The 19,256-nt window shown below is 71.0% G+C and carries 17 protein-coding genes; 7 read left to right on the plus strand and 10 right to left on the minus strand.

Annotated features, from left to right (window positions below; all coding sequences use genetic code 11):
• Positions 1–398 precede the first annotated feature (398 nt).
• Positions 399–926 carry a DUF2199 domain-containing protein gene (locus QSK30_RS31305; protein WP_285508426.1) on the plus strand — a complete coding sequence of 176 codons (528 nt, stop codon included), beginning with the start codon at positions 399–401 and terminating at the stop codon, positions 924–926.
• 76 nt (positions 927–1,002) lie between these two features.
• Here QSK30_RS31305 and QSK30_RS31310 read toward each other — a convergent pair whose 3' ends face one another.
• The gene (locus QSK30_RS31310; protein WP_285508427.1) at positions 1,003–1,659 is read right to left on the minus strand and encodes a peptidylprolyl isomerase; all 657 of its coding nucleotides are present in this window, start codon (positions 1,657–1,659) and stop codon (positions 1,003–1,005) included.
• 526 nt (positions 1,660–2,185) lie between these two features.
• Between QSK30_RS31310 and QSK30_RS31315 the strand changes: the two genes are divergently transcribed.
• The 4 genes from QSK30_RS31315 to QSK30_RS31330 are packed head-to-tail and all read left to right on the plus strand — an operon-like array spanning position 2,186 to position 6,770.
• Positions 2,186–3,379 carry an LLM class flavin-dependent oxidoreductase gene (locus QSK30_RS31315; protein WP_285508428.1) on the plus strand — a complete coding sequence of 398 codons (1,194 nt, stop codon included), beginning with the start codon at positions 2,186–2,188 and terminating at the stop codon, positions 3,377–3,379.
• Positions 3,380–3,393: 14 nt separating this feature from the next.
• Complete coding sequence (locus QSK30_RS31320; protein ID WP_285508430.1) at positions 3,394–4,761, plus strand: NtaA/DmoA family FMN-dependent monooxygenase; 1,368 nt, start codon at positions 3,394–3,396, stop codon at positions 4,759–4,761.
• Entirely contained in the window at positions 4,758–5,834 is a 1,077-nt protein-coding gene (locus QSK30_RS31325; RefSeq protein ID WP_285508432.1) for an LLM class flavin-dependent oxidoreductase, read from the plus strand. The genes QSK30_RS31320 and QSK30_RS31325 overlap by 4 nt, the downstream gene beginning before the upstream one ends.
• Before the next feature lie 18 nt (positions 5,835–5,852).
• The gene (locus QSK30_RS31330) at positions 5,853–6,770 is read left to right on the plus strand and encodes a TIGR03564 family F420-dependent LLM class oxidoreductase (RefSeq protein WP_285508434.1); all 918 of its coding nucleotides are present in this window, start codon (positions 5,853–5,855) and stop codon (positions 6,768–6,770) included.
• 164 nt (positions 6,771–6,934) lie between these two features.
• On the opposite strand, the gene QSK30_RS31335 is transcribed toward QSK30_RS31330, so the two are convergent.
• The 9 genes from QSK30_RS31335 to QSK30_RS31375 form a co-directional block, all read right to left on the minus strand.
• Positions 6,935–8,515 carry a dipeptide ABC transporter ATP-binding protein gene (locus QSK30_RS31335; protein WP_285508435.1) on the minus strand — a complete coding sequence of 527 codons (1,581 nt, stop codon included), beginning with the start codon at positions 8,513–8,515 and terminating at the stop codon, positions 6,935–6,937.
• A complete protein-coding gene (locus tag QSK30_RS31340) occupies positions 8,512–9,324 on the minus strand; it encodes an ABC transporter permease (RefSeq protein ID WP_285508437.1) in 813 nt (270 codons plus the stop codon). Before QSK30_RS31340 ends, QSK30_RS31335 begins: the two co-directional genes overlap by 4 nt.
• Before the next feature lie 26 nt (positions 9,325–9,350).
• The gene (locus QSK30_RS31345; RefSeq protein WP_285508438.1) at positions 9,351–10,301 is read right to left on the minus strand and encodes an ABC transporter permease; all 951 of its coding nucleotides are present in this window, start codon (positions 10,299–10,301) and stop codon (positions 9,351–9,353) included.
• Positions 10,301–11,914, minus strand: coding sequence for an ABC transporter substrate-binding protein (locus QSK30_RS31350; protein WP_285508439.1), 1,614 nt, complete (start codon positions 11,912–11,914; stop codon positions 10,301–10,303). The genes QSK30_RS31345 and QSK30_RS31350 overlap by 1 nt, the downstream gene beginning before the upstream one ends.
• A 160-nt stretch (positions 11,915–12,074) precedes the next feature.
• Positions 12,075–12,908: a carbohydrate ABC transporter permease gene (locus QSK30_RS31355; protein WP_285508440.1), complete on the minus strand. Its 834-nt coding sequence runs from the start codon at positions 12,906–12,908 to the stop codon at positions 12,075–12,077.
• On the minus strand, positions 12,905–13,801 hold the full coding sequence (locus tag QSK30_RS31360; RefSeq protein WP_285508442.1) for a carbohydrate ABC transporter permease: 897 nt from the start codon (positions 13,799–13,801) through the stop codon (positions 12,905–12,907). The genes QSK30_RS31355 and QSK30_RS31360 overlap by 4 nt, the downstream gene beginning before the upstream one ends.
• Entirely contained in the window at positions 13,798–15,081 is a 1,284-nt protein-coding gene (locus tag QSK30_RS31365) for an extracellular solute-binding protein (RefSeq protein ID WP_285508444.1), read from the minus strand. Before QSK30_RS31365 ends, QSK30_RS31360 begins: the two co-directional genes overlap by 4 nt.
• Before the next feature lie 122 nt (positions 15,082–15,203).
• Positions 15,204–15,830, minus strand: a complete 627-nt coding sequence (locus QSK30_RS31370; RefSeq protein WP_285508446.1) for a class I SAM-dependent methyltransferase — start codon at positions 15,828–15,830, stop codon at positions 15,204–15,206.
• A 2-nt stretch (positions 15,831–15,832) separates the two neighbouring features.
• Positions 15,833–16,777, minus strand: a complete 945-nt coding sequence (locus tag QSK30_RS31375) for an NAD(P)/FAD-dependent oxidoreductase (protein WP_285508447.1) — start codon at positions 16,775–16,777, stop codon at positions 15,833–15,835.
• Positions 16,778–16,843: 66 nt separating this feature from the next.
• Between QSK30_RS31375 and QSK30_RS31380 the strand changes: the two genes are divergently transcribed.
• Together QSK30_RS31380 and QSK30_RS31385 are read left to right on the plus strand one after the other, a co-directional pair.
• Complete coding sequence (locus tag QSK30_RS31380) at positions 16,844–17,443, plus strand: helix-turn-helix domain-containing protein (RefSeq protein WP_285508449.1); 600 nt, start codon at positions 16,844–16,846, stop codon at positions 17,441–17,443.
• Positions 17,444–17,723: 280 nt separating this feature from the next.
• A complete protein-coding gene (locus QSK30_RS31385; RefSeq protein ID WP_285508451.1) occupies positions 17,724–19,076 on the plus strand; it encodes an ISAs1 family transposase in 1,353 nt (450 codons plus the stop codon).
• The last annotated feature ends 180 nt before the right edge of the window (positions 19,077–19,256 follow it).

Below are 19,256 nucleotides of genomic sequence, written 5' to 3' on the forward strand. Positions count from 1 at the left end.
TGTCGTGCACCGTCTCTTCCGCCGCCGTGAAGAACACGGCGCCTGGTTCCACCGCGAGTTCGAAGCGTACATCGGTGACCCGTTCGATGTGGACGGTCTTGGTCGCCCGGAACTCCACCGCCTGCGGCGCGGGTGCCCACGGCCGTGGTGGTGCCCATCGGGATCGCGTGTGGCGTAAGGCGTTGGGCTGTTTGGCGTAGCGCGCGGTCTTGGTCGGCGCGGCGGCGGTCGATCTTGTCGATGAACGGCAGCGTCGGGAGGGGCAGGGCGCGTGATCGTTCTCCGCCGGGCGCTCCGGTGTCGGGAAAGCCCAGTCCAGCGGGTGTGCGCGTTGTGCCGCAACCGGTTTTGCCCCCGGTGGGCGCGGCGGCGGTGATCGCGGTCAATAGGCTTGCCGGGTGACTGACCTGAGTTTCGACTGCGCCACCTGCGGGGAGCGGCACGGCGAGCCGCCGCTGTCCTACCACGCGGAGGCGCCCGACTACTGGACCCCCGAGGCCGCCGCGGACCCGCGCAGCGCGCTCACCTCGGAGCAGTGCGTCATCGCGGGCACGGACTTCTTCGTGCGGGGGCTGATCGAGATCCCGGTGCTGGGCAGCCAGGAGGTCTTCTCCTGGGGGGTGTGGGTGTCGTTGAGCCCGGCCAACTTCGAGCGCACCGACCAGCGCTGGACCGAACCCGGCCGCGAGACCGACCCGCCGTGCTTCGGCTGGCTGTCCACCCGGCTCGCCTGCTACCCGGTCGACACGCTCAACCTCAAGACCAACGTGCACACCCGCCCGGTCGGCGAGCGGCCGTTCGTGGAGATCGAACCGACCGGTCACCCCCTTGCCGTAGAGCAGCGCGCGGGCATCACCCGCGACCGCGTCCGCGAGATCGCCGAACGGCTCCTGCACCCGGGCGTGCCCGCCCCGTCGGCCCCCTGACCTGAGCATCCGGTTCGCCCGGTCGGTCCACAAGGGACTGGGCCGCGCGGCGGTCGGGTCCGCGCGGCCCCGGGCCTCAGTCGCGGACCCGGACGTCCTTGATCACGACCGGGCGCTTGGGCGCGCCGTCGGTGGCGCCGTCCGGGCTGATGCCCGCGGCGACGATCCGGTCGAGCACGTCGAGGCCGCGGGTGACGTGGCCCAGGACGGTGTAGACCGGGCTGATGTTGGCGAAGGAGTGCACGATGAACCACTCGCTGCCGTTGGTCCCCGGCCCTTGGTTCCCCATCGCGATGGTGCCGCGCGGGTAGGTCTCCTTGCCGGTGACCTCGTCCTTGAACTTGTAGCCGGGCCCGCCCTCCTCGGCGCGGTAGATGTCACCGCACTGCAGGACACCGAGCCGTGCGCTGTTGGTCAGGCGCCAGCACTGGGAGTGGTCGTAGAAGTCCGCGCGGGCCAGGTGCAGCAGGTTGTGGACGGCGCAGGGGGCGTTGTCGCGGTTGAGCTCGAGCTGCAGGGTGCCGTAGTTGGTGCGGATGGTGATGTCGACCGTGCCGTGCGACTTGGCGGTGGCCCTGGGGACCCGGACCGGGCGGGCGGCCGGGTTCTCGGGGGTGGGGGTGAACTCGCAGTGCGCTGGGCGGTGGTGGGTGTTGGGGGTGGCTGATGCCGGGGTGTACAGGGACAGGGACAGGGCTACTGCCGCTAGGGCGGTGATGAAGGTTCGCTTCATTGCGGTCACGGTAGTGCGGGTTAGGGAGTCCGTCGATGCTCGCTGCGCCGGCCGCGGCTGTTTGGCGGCTTGCTCGGGGCTTGCTTCCGGGCAGCCTGGGGCCTTGCTGGGGGTGTCAGCCCGGGGCTTGCTTTGGTGGGTGTGCTCGATGGGGTGGAGTGGCTTTGTTTGGGGCCCCTAAGAAAAGAGGCGCCGGGGTGAAGCGGGTGGGGAAGGGATCACCCACGCCGGGGCCAGGCTAGCGCCTCTTTTCTCCCCAAACAAAGCCACTCCACCCCATCGAGCAGTTGGGTGGGGGCGTTGCCTTCGTCGGGCTACGGCAGGCCGTGGTGCTGGTTGGCCGTCCTCGGCACCTGCGGCCTTGTCTCTACGGCGGTCTTGTTTCGTGATGACCGTGGTGGGCGGTGTCGTCGACCGGGCACGGTTTATTCCCGGTTCGTGTGGTCGTCCCAGCAACTGGCCGTCGGTGACTGGGCGGGTGTGGTCGACGCACAATCCGGTCATCGGCTAGGGACAGGGGGAAGGCGTGACACGAGGACCGCATCTCGCCGTGGCGTTGGACGGGGTCGGGTGGCACCCGGCCGCCTGGCGGGAGCCTGAGGCGCGTACGGACGAGTTGTTCAGTGCCGGTTACTGGGTCGACGTGGTCCGGCAGGCCGAGGCGGCCAAGTTGGACTTCGTCACGTTGGAGGACTCCCTGGCCTTGCAGCGCGACATCTACAACCCGGCCACCGACGGGCCGCGGCGGGTGCAGGGCAGGCTGGACGCCGTGCTGACCGCTGCCCGGGTGGCGCCGTTGACCAGCAGGATCGGGCTGGTGCCGACCGCCGTGGTCACCCACACCGAGCCGTTCCACGTGTCCAAGGCGATCGCGACGCTCGACTACGTCAGCACCGGGCGGGCGGGTGTGCGGGTGCGGGTGGCGCCGTTCGAGGACGAGAACCGGCACTTCGGGCGCCGCGAGCTCGGGGCCGTCGACCTGGCCCAGGCGCGGGAGTCGACCGCGGCCAGTCCGATCGCCGACCTGTTCGACGAGGCCGCCGACTACGTCGAGGTGCTGCGTCGGCTGTGGGACTCCTGGGAGGACGACGCGGAGATCCGGGACGCGGCCACCGGGCGGTTCGTCGACCGGGACAAGCTGCACTACATCGACTTCGAGGGTCGCTGGTTCTCGGTCAAGGGGCCCTCGATCACCCCCCGCCCGCCGCAGGGGCAGCCGGTCGTCAGCTCGCTGGCGCACGGTGCCACACCGTCGCGGCTCGGGGCGCGGGTGGCCGATGTCGTCTACGTGACCCCGCGGGACCGCGCCGACGTCGACACCACGGTCGACCTGGTGCGCGCCGAGCAGGAGAAGGCGGGCCGGGCGCAGGACACCGTGCACGTCTTCGGTGACCTCGTGGTCTTCCTCGGCGAGACCACCCAGGCCGCCCGCGACCGCAAGGCGCGGTTGGACGAGCGCGCCGGTGCCGAGTACGGCTCGGACGCCCACATCTTCACCGGCACCCCCGAGGACCTCGCCGACCTGCTGCTCGACTGGCACGCCGCAGGCCTGTCCGGGTTCCGGCTGCGCCCCGGCGCCGTCCCGCACGACCTGACTGGGATCACCGACGGCCTGGTGCCCGCCCTGCGCGGCCGTGGCGCGTTCCGCACCGACTACGAGGCCGACACGCTGCGCGGGCTGCTCGGTCTGGCCCGGCCCGCCAACCGCTACGCCGCCTGAGGGGGAGTTCCCGGATGTCCAAGCCAGTCAAGCAGGTGCACCTCGCCGCGCACTTCCCGGGCGTGAACAACACGACCGTGTGGAGCGACCCGCGGGCGGGCAGCCACATCGAGTTCAGCTCGTTCGTCAAGCTCGCGCAGACCGCCGAGCGGGCCAAGTTCGACCTGTTCTTCCTCGCCGAGGGCCTGCGGCTGCGCGAGCAGGGCGGGCTGATCTACGACCTGGACGTCGTCGGGCGCCCGGACACCTTCACCGTGCTGGCCGGGCTCGCCGCGGTCACCGAGCGGCTGGGGTTGGCGGGCACGATCAACTCGACGTTCAACGAGCCGTTCGACGTGGCACGGCAGTTCGCCTCGCTCGACCACCTCTCCGCCGGGCGCGCGGCGTGGAACGTGGTGACCTCGTGGGACGCCTTCACCGGGGAGAACTTCCGCCGCGGCGGGTTCCTGCCGCAGGACCAGCGCTACGCGCGGGCCAAGACGTTCCTCAAGACCGCGTGGGAGCTGTTCGACTCGTGGCGCGGTGACGAGATCGCCGCCGACCGCGAGTCCGGGGTGTACCTGCGCGACGACAACGCGGGGGCGTTCGCCCACCACGACGAGCACTTCGACATCGAGGGCCGGTTCTCGGTGCCGCGCTCGCCGCAGGGCAGGCCGGTGATCCTGCAGGCGGGCGACTCCGACGAGGGCCGCGAGTTCGCCGCCGAGGCGGCCGACGCGATCTTCGCCGGGCAGCGGACGCTGGAGGCGGGGCAGGAGTTCTACCGCGACGTCAAGGGCAGGCTGGCGAAGTACGGCCGGACCCCCGAGCAGCTGGTGATCCTGCCCGCGGCCACCTTCGTGCTCGCCGACACCGACGCCGACGCCCAGGAGCGCGCCGACGTCATCCGCCACCAGCAGGTCAGCGGCCAGACCGCGATCAAGCTGCTGGAGCAGCTCTGGAACGCCGACCTGAGCTCGTTCGACCCGGACGGCCCGCTGCCCGACTTCGACCCGGTGCTCGGCGAGCACACCGTCGCGCGCGGCCGGGCCAGCGTGCGGATGCACCGCGACCCGCTGGCCATCGCGCGGCAGTGGCGGGAGCTGGCCGAGGAGAAGAACCTGTCGATCCGGGAGCTGATCATCCAGGTCACCGGGCGGCAGAGCTTCATTGGCTCGCCGGAGACGGTGGCCGCCCGGATCAACGAGCTGGTGCAGGCCGACGCGGCCGACGGGTTCATCCTGGCCCCGCACGTCACCCCGGGCGGGCTGGACGAGTTCGCCGACAAGGTCGTCCCGCTGCTGCAGGAGCGCGGGGTGTTCCGCACCGAGTACGAGGGCACGACGCTGCGCGAGCACCTCGGTGTCGATGGCATCGACGGCGTCGACCGGGCGGCGCGGTGAAGTACCTGCTGATCACGCTCATCACGCACCTGCCCGACCCGGTCACCGGCGAGCTGCTCTCGCCCGCCGAGCGGCTGCGCGAGGTGGTGGCCAACGCGGAGCTGGGCGAGGAGCTCGGGTTCGACGGCTACGGCGTGGGGGAGCGGCACGAGCGGCCGTTCATCTCCTCCTCACCGCCGGTCGTGCTCAGCCACATCGCCGCCCGCACCGAGCGGATCCGGCTGTTCACCGCGGTCACCACGCTGAGCCTGCTCGACCCGGTGCGCGCCTTCGAGGATTACTCCACTTTGGACAACCTGTCCGGCGGTCGGCTGGAGCTGATCATCGGCAAGGGCAACGGGAGCGCCCAGCGCGAGCTGTTCCGCGTGACCCCCGATGACCAGTGGGAGCGCAACGCCGAGGGCTACGAGCTCTTCCGCTCGCTCTGGCGGGAGTCCAAGGTCACCTGGTCGGGGCGCTACCGGCCGCCGTTGCGCGACGCCGAGGTACTGCCGCGGCCGTTGCAGCAGCCGATCCGGGTGTGGCACGGCAGCGCCACCAGCCGCGAGTCGGTCGACCTGGCGGCGAAGTGGGGCGACCCGCTGTTCTCGGCCAACGTCACCAACCCGATCGACCCGTACGCGGAGCTGATCCGGTACTACCGCGAGCGGTGGGCGGCCTACGGCCACGACCCCGCCGACGCGGTCGTCGGGGCGGGCACGGCGGGGTTCCACGTGGCGAAGACCTCGCAGGAGGCGCTCGAGACCTACCGGCCGCTGTTCGAGAGCAGGCTGGCGGTGCAGGCGAGCCTCGGGATGGAGCCGGTGTTCCCGACGCTGGAGGACTTCGTCGAGCGCAGCTCGGCGTTGATCGGCAGCCCGGAGCAGGTGATCGACAAGGTCAGCCGCTACCACGAGCGGTTCGGCCACACCGTGGTCCACCTCAGCGCCGACCGCGACGGGCTGACCCTCGAGCGGCACCGGGAGCGGCTGGAGCTGTTCCAGTCGGCCGTCGCGCCGGTGCTGGACAAGGAGATCCCGGACCCGCCCTGGCCGTCCATCCCGGATAGTGGGCGCGGGAAGCACGAGGGCTGACCGCGAGTTGGCCAGGGCATGAGCATCGGACTCGTCCTGACCGCCGCGCCCTCCGCCACCGTCGTCGACGACCTCGTCCGGGACGCGCGCGCCGCCGCGGCCCTCCGGATCCACTCGGCCTGGATCAGCCAGCAGTTCGCCCACGACGCGATCGGGCTGGCGGCCCTGGTCGGCCGGGAGGTGCCCGAGATCGCGGTCGGCACCTCGGTGGTGCCGATCTACGGGCGCCACCCGCTCAACGTCGCCACCCAGGCCCAGACCGCGCAGGCGGCCACCCGCGGCCGGTTCACCCTGGGCATCGGTCTGGGCGCCAAGTCGTTCGTGGAGCCGGTGTTCGGCGTGCCGCACAAGAACACCGCCACGTACCTGCGCGAGTACCTGACCGTGCTGCGCGGGGTGTTCGACACTGGATCCGTGGACTTCGCGGGGGAGACCCTCACCGCCCGCACCCCGCTCCCGGCCACCGTGCCCGGGTCGGCGGACATCGAGATCCTGGTCGGCGCCCTGAGCCCGCGGGCCCTCGCGGTCACCGGCGAACTGGCCGACGGCACCCTGACCTTCCTCGCCGGTCCCCGGGCGCTCTCCGAGGTGATCGTCCCGGCCCTCACCCGCGCCGCTGGTGGCGCCCCGCGCAAGGTGGTCGCGGCCGTGTCGGCCGTGGTGACCGACGACGTGGCCCGCGCCCGCGAGATCGCCGAGCAGCGCTTCGCCTTCTACGACACCATCCCGTCCTACAGCAGGATCATCGAGTCCAACGGCAGCACCAAGGCAGCCGACCTGTTCGTCGCGGGCGACGAGGACACCGTGGCGGCCGAGCTGCGCCGCTACCTCGACGCCGGTGCGACGGACCTGGTGCTCGCCCAGACGGACCTGCTCGACGACGCCGACCGCGACCGCACGTGGCGGCTCCTCGGCTCCCTGGCCAAGGCGGGCTGAGACCGGCACCGGACGAGCCGCGGGATCGACCACGCGATGTCGACCCGCGGTCCCCGTCCGAGGCTGCGGACACCAGCTGATCCTGAAGTGACACCTGTTAGTCCTAAATTAGGACTAATAGGTGTCACCACGCTTGGTCGCCGGGGACCGCTACCTCGGGGACATCACCTGACAGCCTCCCGGGCGTCGCCGCCGGGGATGGCCGCGAGGAGGCGCTGGGTGTAGGGCTCCACCGGGTTGGTCAGGATCTCGTCGGCGGGCCCGGACTCGACCAGTCTGCCCTCGTGCATCACCCCGACCTGGTCGGCGATCTCGCGGACCACCGCCAGGTCGTGGGTGATGAACAGGTACGTCAGCCCCAGTTCGTCCTGGAGTCGCACCAGCAGCTCCAAGATCTGCGCCTGCACCGAGACGTCCAGCGCCGACACGGGTTCGTCGCAGACCACCAGGTCCGGGTTGAGGGCCAGGGCTCGGGCGATCGCCGCGCGCTGCCGCTGGCCGCCGGAGAGCTCGGCGGGCTTGCGGTCCAGCACCGTGGCGGGCAGCGCCACCTGGTCGAGCAGCTCGGCCGCTCGGGCCCGGCGTTCCACGCGGGTGCCGATCCCGAAGGCCCGCAAGGGTTCCGCGACCACGTCGGCGATGGTGAACCGGGGATTCAAGGAGGCGTAAGGGTTCTGGTACACCAGCTGGAACCGCCTGCGCAGCAGGCGCAGGCGCTCGCCGGCGAGTCGGGAGACCTCGTGGCCGTCGAAGGTGACCGTGCCCGCCGTGGGCGTCTCCAGGCCGACGACCATCCGGGCGGTCGTCGTCTTCCCGGAGCCGGACTCGCCCACCAGGGCCAACGTCCGGCCACGGGTCAGGGTGAACGAGACGTCGTCGACCGCGGTCCGGTCGCCGAACGCCTTCACCAACCCCGAGACCTCCAGCAGCACGTCCGGCCCGGGCTCCCGGCGCGGCCGCGACGGGGTGCGCGTGAGGCTGGGCGCGGCGGCCAGGAGCCGCTGCGTGTAGGGCACCTTCGGCGAGGCCAGCAGCTCTCGGGTGGGTCCTTCCTCGACGACCAGACCCTCCGACATCACGACGATCCGGGACGCGCGGTCGGCCGCGACGCCCAGGTCGTGGGTGATCAGCAGGATCGCCGTGCCCTCGGCGGCCAACCCGCCGAGGTGGTCGAGGATCTCCCGTTGCACGGTCACGTCCAGCGCGCTGGTCGGCTCGTCGGCGATGATCAGCCGCGGCGACCCGGCCAGCGCGATCGCGATCAGCACCCGCTGCCGCAGTCCGCCGGAGAGCTCGTGCGGGTACTGCCGGGCCCGCGCCGCCGGGTCGGCGATCCCGGCCCTGGCCAGCAGCTCCACCGCCTGCCCCGGCGCGGTGCGGCGGGTGGCCAGCCGGTGGATCAGCAGCACCTCGGCGACCTGCTCGCCGACCCGGCGCACCGGGTCCAGCGACACCGTCGGGTCCTGCGGGATCAGCGCGATGTCGGTGCCGCGCACCGACCGCCAGCCCTTCTCCGACAGGCCCGCCAGGTCACGGCCCGCGAAGGTGATCCGCCCGCCGACCACGTGCCCGCCGCGCGGCAGCAGCCCGATCGCGGCGTGCGCGGTGGTGCTCTTGCCCGAGCCGGACTCGCCGACCACCGCCACGACCTGGCCGGTCCGCACGGACAGGTTCACCCCGCGCACCGCCTCGACCTCGCCGTAGCTGACCGCGAGGTCGTGGATCTCCAGCAGTTCGCAGCTCATCGCCCACCTCGCTCGAACGCCTGGGCCAGCCGGTTCGCCGCGAGCACGACCGCGGCGACCGTCACCCCGGGGAAGGTCGTCAGCCACCACGCGGTGGCCAGGAAGCTGCGCCCGCCCGCGACCAGCGCACCCCACTCGGGCGCGGGCGGGGTGGCGCCGAAACCGAGGAAGCTCAACGCCGACACCTCCAGCACCGCCGTCCCGAACGTCACCGTCGCCAGCGCCAGCACCGGTCCGGTCGCGTTCGGCAGCACGTGCCTGCCCAGCACCCCGGTCCACCGCACGCCCGCCGCCCGGGCCGCCTCCACGAACACCCCGGTCTTCACCCGCAGCACCTCCGCGCGCATCAACCGGGCGAACGCCGCGAGGTTGGACACCCCGACCGCGATGGCGACGTTGGTTGTGCCGAACCCCAGCGCGGTCACCAGCGCCAGCGACAGCAAGATCGCCGGGATGGCCTGCAGCACGTCGACGACCCGCATCACCAGGCTGTCGACCCAGCCACCGAGGAAGCCCGCCAGCACACCCAGCGCGGCGCCCGCGACCAGCGAGACCAGCACCGCCAACACCGTGGCCTGCAACGACAGCGCCGCGCCGTGCACGACCCGGGCGAACAGGTCGCGGCCGGTCTGGTCGGTCCCGAACAGGTGCGCCGCCGACGGCCCGCTCAGCCGCTCGGCGGGCACCCCCGAGATCGGGTCTTGGGAGGTGAACAGCTCGGGGACGAGCGCGGCCAGCAGCACGAACAGCAGCACCGCGACCGACAGCAGCACACCGGGGCTGCGCACCGAGGTCCGCACGTCAGGCACGGCGCACCGTCCGTGGACTCGTCGGGTCACACACGCGAGACCTCCCTGGGACGCGCCAGTCGTGGGTCCAGCAGCGGGTAGAGCAGGTCCACCAGCAGGTTCACCGCCACGAAGAACAGCGCCGCCAGCACGATCACCGCCTGCACCACCGGGACGTCCTGCGCGGTCACCGCCGACGTGGTCACCCGGCCGACGCCGTCGCGGGAGAACACCGTCTCGGTGATCACCGACCCGGCCAGCAGGTTCCCCGTCACCACGCCTACCAGGGTCAGCGCGGGCAGCGCCGCGTTGCGCAACGCGTGTCCGAAGTGGACCCGTGCGCGGCTCGCGCCCTTGGCCGCGACGATCTCGATGTAGGGCTGCTCCAGCTGCGTGCGCAGGCTCTTGGCCAACACCTGCCCGACGATGGCGCCGTTGGGCAGCGCCAGCGTGATCGCGGGCAGCACCAGCGAGGAGAACCCCGTCGCGCCGATCGCGGGCACCAGCCCGAGCTGGAACGAGAAGACCTGGATCAGCACCAGCCCCACCCAGAACGTCGGCAACGACGTCCCCAGCGGCGGCAGCGCCAACAGCAGCCGGGACAGCACGCGCACCCGGGTGTAGGTGCCGAGCACGGCCACCGTGCCGCCGAAGAGCACCGCCAGCACCAGCGCCAGCCCCGTCACCGCGAGCGTCGGGGGCAGCGCGGTGAGCACCATGTGCGTCGCGCCGTCCCCGGTGTTCACCGAGGTGCCGAAGTCACCGTGCAGCGCGGCGAGCAACCGCTTGCCGTAGTGCAGGAGCACCGGGTCGTCCAATCCGTACTCCGCCCGCAGCGCGGCGATCTCGGCGGGGGACGAGGTCACCCCCGCCTCGGCGGCGCCGAGCTTGGTCAGCACGGCGTCGCCGGGCAGCAGGTAGAGGATCACGAACGAGAGGGTGAACGCCGCCCACAGCACGACGACCGCGTGCCCCAGCCTCCGGACCACCGGCGGCATCAGGAGACCCAGGCGTCGAACAGCCGCAGCCGGGAGGACGCCTCGAACTCGACGCCGTGCGCCTTCGGGCCCACCCCGAGCACCTGGGTCAGCTCGAACACCGGGACGGCGTAACCCTTCTCGACGATGATCCGCTGCGCCCGCTCGGCCGCCGGGCCGCGCACCGCCTCGTCCACGGTGGCCGACTGCTGGTCGAGCACCGTGTCCAGCTCGCCGCCCGGGGCCAGCTTGGAGCGGTTGGTCGCCTTGGTGGAGAACATCTGTCGCAGGATGTCGGCGTCGGCGCGGGTCACGTTGTACCAGAGGAAGTCGTAGTCACCGGCGTTGGTGAGCTTGGTGGTCTCGGCGTTGGTGTGCAGCTCGATCGCCAGGTCGAAGCCGATCTTGCGGAGCTGCTGCTGGAGCAGCTCGAGCACGGTCTGGTTCTGGTTGAACACCGCGGAGAAGAGCACCGCCGCGCGCAGCCGCTGCCCGTCCTTGACCCGGATGCCGTCCGGCCCGGGCACCCAGCCCGCCGCGTCCAGCAGCGCCTTCGCGCCGTCCGGGTCGTAGGCGAGCTCCTTGCCCAGGTCGGTGTGCAGCGGGGTCTTGGAGCCCAGGATGCTGGTCGCGGCCTTGTAGTTCTTGGTCAGCACGGTGTCGGTGACCTCGGCGCGGTTGACGCCCTTGGACACCGCCTGGCGCACCTTCTCGTCGGTGAGCACGCCGCGGGTGGTGTTCGCCGTCAGGTGGAACACGATCCCCGGGTTGGGGCGCACCGGTTCGGTGAAGCCGCCCGCGGTGAACTGCGGCTCGTCGACCGGCTGCACGTCGGTGATCGCGTCGAGCTGCCCGGAGGCCAGGCTGCCGGTGCGCACGCCCGGCTCCGGCACCACCTGGTACTCGATCTTGTCCAGGTAGGCCTCGCCCTGGTGCGCCCACAGCGGCGAGCCCCACGCGTAGCCCTTGCGCTTGCTCACCACGATCTGCTGGTTGGGCTTGAAGCTGTCGAACACGAACGGTCCGGACCCGATCAGGCCCTCGCCCTGGCAGCGCTGCTCGGGGGTCTTCTGGTAGGCCGCCGGGGCCAGGATGCCCAGCGACATGGTGGAGCTGGCCTGCAGGAACTGCGCGCTGGGCGCGGAGAACTCGACCCGGACGGTGCGCGGGTCGACCACCGTGGAGCCCTTGTAGACGGCGAGGTAGCTCGAGGCCAGCGGTGCCTTGGCGGCGAGCTTCTTCGCCGCGTCGAAGTTGGTGCGGACCGCCTCGGCGTCGACCGGGGTGCCGTCGGCGAAGGTGGCCCCCGAGCGCAGGGAGAAGGTGAACGCCGTCGAGTCGGGGGAGACCTCCCACTTCTCGGCCAGCCACGGCGTGATCTTGCCGGTGGCCGGGTCCTGGTCGGTGAGCGAGTCGACCAGCTGGCGCCCCACGTTGAGCGCGGCGTTGGTGCCGACCTGCTGCGGGTCCAGGCAGTCCGGATTGGACGAGATGCCCAGCCGCAGCGTGCCGCCGGGTTTGGGCGCGCCGCCCGCGGCCGCGGTGTTGTCGGTCGCCCCGGACGCTCCGCACGCGGTGGCGAGCAGGGCCAGCGCGATGACAGGGGTGATCTTCGACAGGGCGTGGCGGGGCAACGGGGCCTCCTGCGGGGTGTGGCGCAGTCATCGCGCCGGAGCCGGACTTGTCGTGCACCCGTCACGCTAATCGCGCCGCGCACCCCGTCCCACCTGCCGGTTAGGGCTCCCACACTCCGGTAAGCACCGGGAACACCTTGACCCCGCGCGAGGAAACTGCTCAGCCCTTGACCGACCCGGCCAGCCCGCTCACCAGCCTGCGCTGCACTAGCACGAAGAACACCAGCACCGGGACGGTCATCAGCGTCGACCCGGCCATGATCGCGCCCCAGTCGTTCTGGTCGGGCTTGACGAACACCTGCAGCGCCAGCGGGAGCGTCTGGTTCTCCGCCGCGGAGATGATGAACGTCTTGGCGAAGAGGAAGTCGTTCCAGGCGTGGATGAAGGAGAGCACGCTGGTGGCCACCAACCCCGGCGCCACCAGCGGGAACAGCACCCGGCGCAGGAAGGTGAACCGGCTCGCGCCGTCGAGGGTCGCCGCCTCCTCCAGCTCCACCGGGACCGCGGCGACGAAGCCGCGCAGCACCCAGATCGAGAACGGCAGGCTGAAAGCCAGGTGCACCAACACCAGTGAGCCCAGGTGGTTGAGCCCGAACGCGGGCACCGCGTCGCCGACCGAGCGCATCAGGAAGAACAGCGGCACGGTCAGCGCCTCGACCGGGACCATCTGCACCACCAGCAGCATGACCAGCATGGTGGCGCGACCGCGGAAGCGGAGCCGGGTGAGCGCGGCGGCGGCCAGGAACGCGATCAGCATGCTCAGGCCGACCACCGCGAGCGCCACCACGACGCTGTTGACGAAGTAGCGCCCGAAGTCCTGCACCGTGAGTGCGCGCGCGAAGGCGGAAAACGTGGGACGCAGCGTCCACGGTTTGGGAGCAGTCGAGAGCACCTCGTCGGTCGGCTTGATGGCGGTGAGCACCATCCAGAACAGCGGGAACGCCACCACCGCCGCGATGACCACGGTGATGGCCTCGGCGACGCCCCGCTTCACAGGACCTCCCCCGACCGCTTCAACGCGCGCAGGTAGAACACCGTGACGACCAACAGGACCACGGTCGTCACCACGCCGATCGCCGCGCCCAGGCCGTATTCGGACGCGGCGAACGCCTGCTGGTAGGCGAAGACGTTGAGCACCAGGTTGCGGCCGGCGATGCCACCGCCGTTGGTCATCACGTACACCTGGGTGAACACCTTGAAGTCCCAGATGACCGACTGGATGGTGACCACGATCAGCAACGGGCGCAACAGCGGCACCACCACCGAGCGCGCGGTGCGCCAGGCGGAGGCGCCGTCGAGCGTGGCCGCCTCGAGCACCTCGGTCGGGATCGCCCGGATCCCGGCGTAGAGGGTGATCATCACGAACGGGAACGAGCACCACACCACCTCGGCCGCCACCAGGCCGAACGCGCTCCACTTGCCGTAGGTCCAGGAGAACCCGTCCAGGCCCAGGACGCTGTTCACCAGACCGAGGTTGGCGTCGAAGAGGAACAGCCAGATCGTCGAGCCCGCCACCGCCGGGGTCGCCCACGCGCCGAGCGCGGCCAGGAACAGCGTCGTCCTGGCCCACGGCCGCACCCTGGTGGCCAGCACCGCGAGCGCGGCGCCGACCGCCAGGGTGCCGAGCACGCAGACCGCCGCGAACCCCACGGTCTGGCCGAGCACCGCCCAGAACCGCGCGCTCGCCAGCAGGGCGGTGTAGTTGCCCAGCCCCAGGAAGACCAGCGGCGCGCCACCGCTGACCTGCTCCTGGCCGTAGTCGTAGAACGAGATGACCACGAGTTGGTACACCGGGTAGACCAGCAGCGCGCCCAGCACGAGCAGCGCGGGCGCGAGGTAGGCGGCCGCGGTCCGGCCCTGTCCGCGCGCGGCGGGACCCGTGCTCACGAGCCGAAGGCCGCGTCCATCGCCTCGGCGGCGGTTCTGGTCGCGGTGTCGACGTCCTTGGCGCCGCTCGCGATCTCCTGCAGCATCGTCGGGAGCACGGCCTGGGCATCGATCTTGGCCCAGGCCGGGGTCACCGGCACGAACCTGGTGCCGTTGGCCAGGGTCGCGGTGAACGGCTTGAGGAACGGGTCGGCGTCGGCCACCTGCCGCTGCACGTCGGCGAAGGTGGGCAGGTTGCCCATCGCGTCGTACATCTTGCGCTGGTACTGCTTGCCCGCCAACAGTTGCACGAACTCGGTGGCCAGCGTGCGGCGTTCGGTGCCGGACAGCACGCCGAGCAGGTTGCCGCCCGCGAAGGCCGGGGCGATGGAGCCAGGAGTCTTGCCGGGCAACGGAACCACGGCGTACTTGCCCGCGGCGGCGCTGGCGTCGATGGACTTTCGGTTGAAGTCGCCGCCGATGGTCATCGCCGCCTTGCCCGCGCGGAAGTTCTCCACGCTGGCGTCGCCGCCGTTGCCCGCGCACTGGGCGGGCGGGCAGATGTCGTCGCGCAGCAGCTCGGTGTACGCGGCGACGCCCGCCTTGGCCGCGGGGGAGCCGACGGCGCCGGTGTACTTGCCGCCCTTGCCCTCGGCGATGTCGCCGCCGTTGGCCCAGACGAACGGCAGCGCGCCGTAGACGTACTTGCCGCCCACGGAGATCCCGAGCAGCTCCGGCTTGGCGGCGCGTACCCGGCGGGCGAGCGAGGCCAGCTCGTCCAGTGTGGACGGTGGTTGCAGACCCAGCTCGGTGAACACGTCGGTGCGGTAGTAGAGCGCACGAACGCCCACGTACCAAGGGATGCCGTAGGTCTTCCCGTCCACTTTGGCCGTGTCTTGGATGCCGGGCACGATGTCCTTGCCGTCGGCCCAGCCCGCCACCTGGGTGCCGAGGTCGGCGAACCCACCCGCGGCGACGTAGCCCGCGAGGTCGGTGTTGCCGAACTCGGCGACGTCCGGCGCGCTCTTGCGGTCGCTGAACGCGGCCTTGAAGCGCTCGGCCCGGGACTGGACCTGGATGTACTGGACGTCGACGGTGACACCGGGGTGCCCGCCCTGGAACTCGGCGACGGCCTGGGTGATCACCGTCTCCTTGGCGCCCCGGTTCACCTCGTCGAACAGCCACACCCGCAGCTGCCCGGACCGCTCATCGCCCTGCGGCGTCGCGGGTCCGGACTGCACCGGCGCGCACCCGGCCAACGCCAGCGCGGCCAGCGCCGCTGACAACCGTGCCACTCGCATCTCGACCCCGTCCCATCGGTTGCGTCGAACGCAACGGACGTTTCATAGAGAGCAACGTCACGCGATGTTAGGGGCGCCGAGCCGGGGTCGGCAAGGTCTGAACCAATCAGGGATCGATCCGGTCAGCCAGTGCCGTACGACCTGCGGGCGCGCAACACGGTGTCGTACACGGTGATCCCGTCCCCCTCGTGGCCGCGCGCCTGGCGCGCCCGGGCGTCGACGGCCTGGAGGTCCCAGCCCGTCAGGTCCAGCAGGTCGACCACCTGCTCAGCGGTGAAGAACATCTCCGGCGCGTGCGGCCGGGCGACCGGCCCGTGCATGTCCTCCGGGTGGTGGGCGACGATCAGCAGCGTCCCGCCGGGCGCGACGGCGTCGGCCAAGCGCTGGTAGAGCGGGTCGCGGACCGCGGGCGGCAGGTGCAGGAAGTGGGCGGTCACCAGGTCGAACTCCTGCACGGGCGGAGTCCAGGTGGTCAGGTCGGCGTGCTTCCAGTCGATCTTGCCGCCGACACCGCGGGCGGCTGCGTGCTCAGCCGCCCGCCGCAGCGCCAGGGTGGCGAAGTCGACCCCGGTGACCCGCCAGCCCCGCTCGGCCAGCCAGATCGAGTCGGCCCCCTCACCGCAGCCCGCGTCCAGGGCGCGCCCGGGCGTGAGGTCGGCGGTGTCGGTCACCAGGTGTTGGTTCGGCTGCCCACTCCACAGGGCGTCGGCGACGGCGTAGCGCTCTTCCCAAGACTGCTCGTCGAACATCTTCAGCTCCTCAGGGCGGTGACGGCGAGGGCGGTCTCTTCGTTGATCAGGTCAGCGTTGATCGCCGCTGCCACCGCGGTCCCGGCGGCAGCGGCACTGATGACCTGCGCCATCGGGTCGGCGACATTCCCCGCCGCCCACACCCCCGGCACCGAGGTCGCCCCGGTCGCGTCGGTGGGCACCCGGGCGCCGACGACCTCGTCACCGAACACCACGTCCACCACATCGAGCCCCAGCCCCTCGGGCACCCGCGGCACGAACCGCGTCGCCACGGCGACCACCGCGCGCGGAACGACCACGCCGGTGCTCAACCGCACCCCGGTCACCCGATCGTCCTCGACGTCGAGCGCCACCACCGCACCCTCGACGACGGCGATCCCACGCGCCGCCAACCGCTCGGCAGCGCTGTCGTCCAGCGGGGGAGCGGTGTGGGCGAAGAAGACGACATCCGCACTCAACTGCCGGAACAGCAACGCTTGATGGACGGACACGGCACCGGTGGCGACCACCCCGATCGGCTGGTCGCGCACCTCCCAGCCGTGGCAGTACGGGCAGTGCACGACATCCCGCCCCCAACGACCCGACAGCCCCTCGATGTCCGGCAGCCGGTCCACCACCCCGGTCGCCACCACCAACCGGCGGCCCTCCGCGACCCGCCCGTCGGCCAAGGTGACGAGGAACCCGTCGGCCGTCTTGGTCGCCGAGACGACAGAACCCCCGGTGACCTCCCCGCCGTACGCCTTCACCTCGGCACGCCCGGCCGCGAGCAGCTCACCAGGCGCCACACCGTCCCGCGAGAGGTAGTTGTGCATGTGCGCGGCAGGCGCGTTACGGGGCTCGCCACCGTCGATGACCAGCACAGACCTCCGCGACCGACCGAGCGTGAGTCCCGCGCTCAACCCGGCCGCACCACCACCGATGACCACCACGTCGTAGCTCATGTCCATGCGACCGACTATCCGTCCGGCCGGGCGGCTTGACAAATCCTGTTGCCGGAATGGCAAATTGACAGGATGGACTCCCCGCCACCCCTGGACCACGTGCTCGACGCCGTCGGCCCCCGCCTGCGCGCCCTGCGCCAACGCGGGAACACCACCCTGGCCCAACTCTCGGCGACCACGGGCATCTCGGTGAGCACCCTGTCCCGCCTCGAGTCCGGGGGCAGGCGCCCGACCCTGGAGTTGCTGCTCCAACTTGCCCGTGCCCACCAGGTCCCCCTCGACGAACTCGTCGGCACCCCCGCCACCGAGGACCCGCGCGTCACGGCCCGCCCCTTCGTCCGGCACGGCATCACGTTCTTCCCACTGACCCGACGCCCGGGCGGCCTGCGCGCCTACAAGGTCCTCTACCCACCCGGCATCCCTGCTGGCGACCCGGAACCCCAGGTCCACGAGGGCTACGAATGGACCTACGTCCTCTCCGGCAGACTCCGCCTGATCCTGGGCGAACACGACTTCATCCTCAAGCCGGGCGAAGTGGCCGAATTCGACACCCACGTCCCGCACTGGCTCGGCAATCCGGGCACGACCCCGACCGAGACCCTGGCCCTGTTCGGTCCACAGGGCGAGCGGATCCACGTACGAGCACGACCCAGGTCCTCCACCGAACCCTGATACGGCAACGGAAAAGGTGCCCTCACCATCCATCCAACCGCAGCGGAAAGGCGCCCTTGCCACCCACCCAAGAGCGGCGAAAAAGCGCTCTCAACGCCCAAACCGCCCGCAGCGGAAAGGTGCCCTCACCCCAGGGGGATTTCAAAGTTTGTGATCTTGGTGTGAGGTCCGTTGCCGACCCGGCCGGTCCTGGTGTTCGGAGGTAGAGGGTGGCCTCTCACCTGCGATGATGTCGGTTCTCACGCCACGATCATCACTGGACAAGAGGCCATCGTTGTCAGTGTCGCATGCCCCGGATTCGTGTTCGCTGATCACCGGTCGGCCCGATGTGGGTGTCGCCGGACTTCGTTCGCTGGTGGGCATGCTCGGCGGGGTGGCCGACCCGCGTATGGCCAGGGGCGTGCGGCATCGGATCGGTGCGGTGCTGGCGGTGATGGTGCTCGCGGTGCTGGCCGGTGCCCGGAACTTCCGGGAGATCGCGGACCGGGCCGTCGAGTTGCCGCCGGAATTGTTGGCGTTGGCGGGATGCCGTGTTCACTCCTTGACCGGTGGGCATATGGTGCCGAGTGCGGCCACGATGCGTCGGATCGCGCACGAGGTTGACGCCGACGACGCCGATGAACGGGTATGTATGTGGCTGCGCGGCGAAGCGATGGCCACCGCGAACACCGATGAGGTTCACGGCGAGCCGCCGCGGAGGTTGGTCGCGGTGGCGATGGATGGCAAGACCCTGCGCAACACCGGCAGACCGGGCACCGAGGGCGGCGAGATCAAGCTGTTCTCCGCGTTGACCCACCGCGAGGCGATCGTGATCGCGCAGGTGCGGATCCCCGAGGGCACCAACGAGATCACCCAGGTGAAGGCGTTGTTGGCGGGTGTGGACCTGGCCGGTGTGGTGGTGACCGGGGACGCCGCGCACGCCCAACACACCACCGCCGCCTACCTGACGAGCGAACGGGGCGGTCACTACGCGCTCACGGTCAAGGGGAATCAGCTCACCCTGCTGGGCGGGATCGCCGCGGTGCTGCCCGCGGCCGCGCCGGGCACTGAACACCACGTCACCGAGGACCACGGCAAGGGCAGGATCGTGCGCCGGGGAATCTGGACCGCGCCCGCCGAAGGCATCGACTTCCCTGGTGCGGCACAAGTGTTCCGAATCCGTCGCGATGTGTTCGACCACCTGGGAAACCGGCTGACCAAGGAGATCGTGCACGGCGTCACCAGCCTGACCGCCGAGACGGCAACCCCAGAACAACTCGCCCGCCTGGTCCGCGAGCACTGGACCGTGGAGAACAAGAGCCATTGGGTGCGCGATGTCGTCTACCGCGAAGACCACCAACACGCCCACCGGCACAGGAGCCCAGGTCATGGCCACCCTACGCAACCTCGCACTTGGCCTCCTACGCCTGGCCGGGATCACCCACATCACCCGCACCCTGCAACGCATCGCCGCCGACCGAACCCGAATCCTGCCCATCATCGCAGCCGCTACCAGCACAAACCGACTTTGAAATTCCCCTGGCCCTCACCCCCACCGAACCGCAGCGGTGAAGCCGACCCCGCTGGTACGCAAGTCTCGCTACGGATGCTCGATCTAGTGGACTCGCTTCGTGTGGGGGGAGAGTGCCGCTAAACTTGCCGTGGGTGGGGATGCCCTTACCTGCCCTTTCTCTCCACCGCGGTGCTCTAGTACGGCAGCCGCCATTTGGGTTGTGACCTGCGGGAACGTGTGGTGGGGCCCGTGTTCGACGTGGAGCAGCCGCCTGTTGATCATGTGTTTGTGAAGACGACAGGATCGCAGGCGGCTGCGGCT

This window comes from Actinokineospora sp. NBRC 105648 (assembly GCF_030269645.1).
Lineage (GTDB): Bacteria > Actinomycetota > Actinomycetes > Mycobacteriales > Pseudonocardiaceae > Actinokineospora.

What these genes read in the sequence shown, in the direction of transcription:
- QSK30_RS31320 (WP_285508430.1), top strand. Translation starts at nt 3,394, where the DNA reads ATGTCCAAGCCAGTCAAGCAGGTGCACCTCGCCGCGCACTTCCCGGGC.
- QSK30_RS31380 (WP_285508449.1), top strand. Translation starts at nt 16,844, where the DNA reads ATGGACTCCCCGCCACCCCTGGACCACGTGCTCGACGCCGTCGGCCCC.
- QSK30_RS31335 (WP_285508435.1), bottom strand. Translation starts at nt 8,515, where the DNA reads ATGAGCTGCGAACTGCTGGAGATCCACGACCTCGCGGTCAGCTACGGC.
- QSK30_RS31375 (WP_285508447.1), bottom strand. Translation starts at nt 16,777, where the DNA reads ATGGACATGAGCTACGACGTGGTGGTCATCGGTGGTGGTGCGGCCGGG.
- QSK30_RS31345 (WP_285508438.1), bottom strand. Translation starts at nt 10,301, where the DNA reads ATGCCGCCGGTGGTCCGGAGGCTGGGGCACGCGGTCGTCGTGCTGTGG.
- QSK30_RS31330 (WP_285508434.1), top strand. Translation starts at nt 5,853, where the DNA reads ATGAGCATCGGACTCGTCCTGACCGCCGCGCCCTCCGCCACCGTCGTC.
- QSK30_RS31370 (WP_285508446.1), bottom strand. Translation starts at nt 15,830, where the DNA reads ATGTTCGACGAGCAGTCTTGGGAAGAGCGCTACGCCGTCGCCGACGCC.
- QSK30_RS31310 (WP_285508427.1), bottom strand. Translation starts at nt 1,659, where the DNA reads ATGAAGCGAACCTTCATCACCGCCCTAGCGGCAGTAGCCCTGTCCCTG.
- QSK30_RS31365 (WP_285508444.1), bottom strand. Translation starts at nt 15,081, where the DNA reads ATGCGAGTGGCACGGTTGTCAGCGGCGCTGGCCGCGCTGGCGTTGGCC.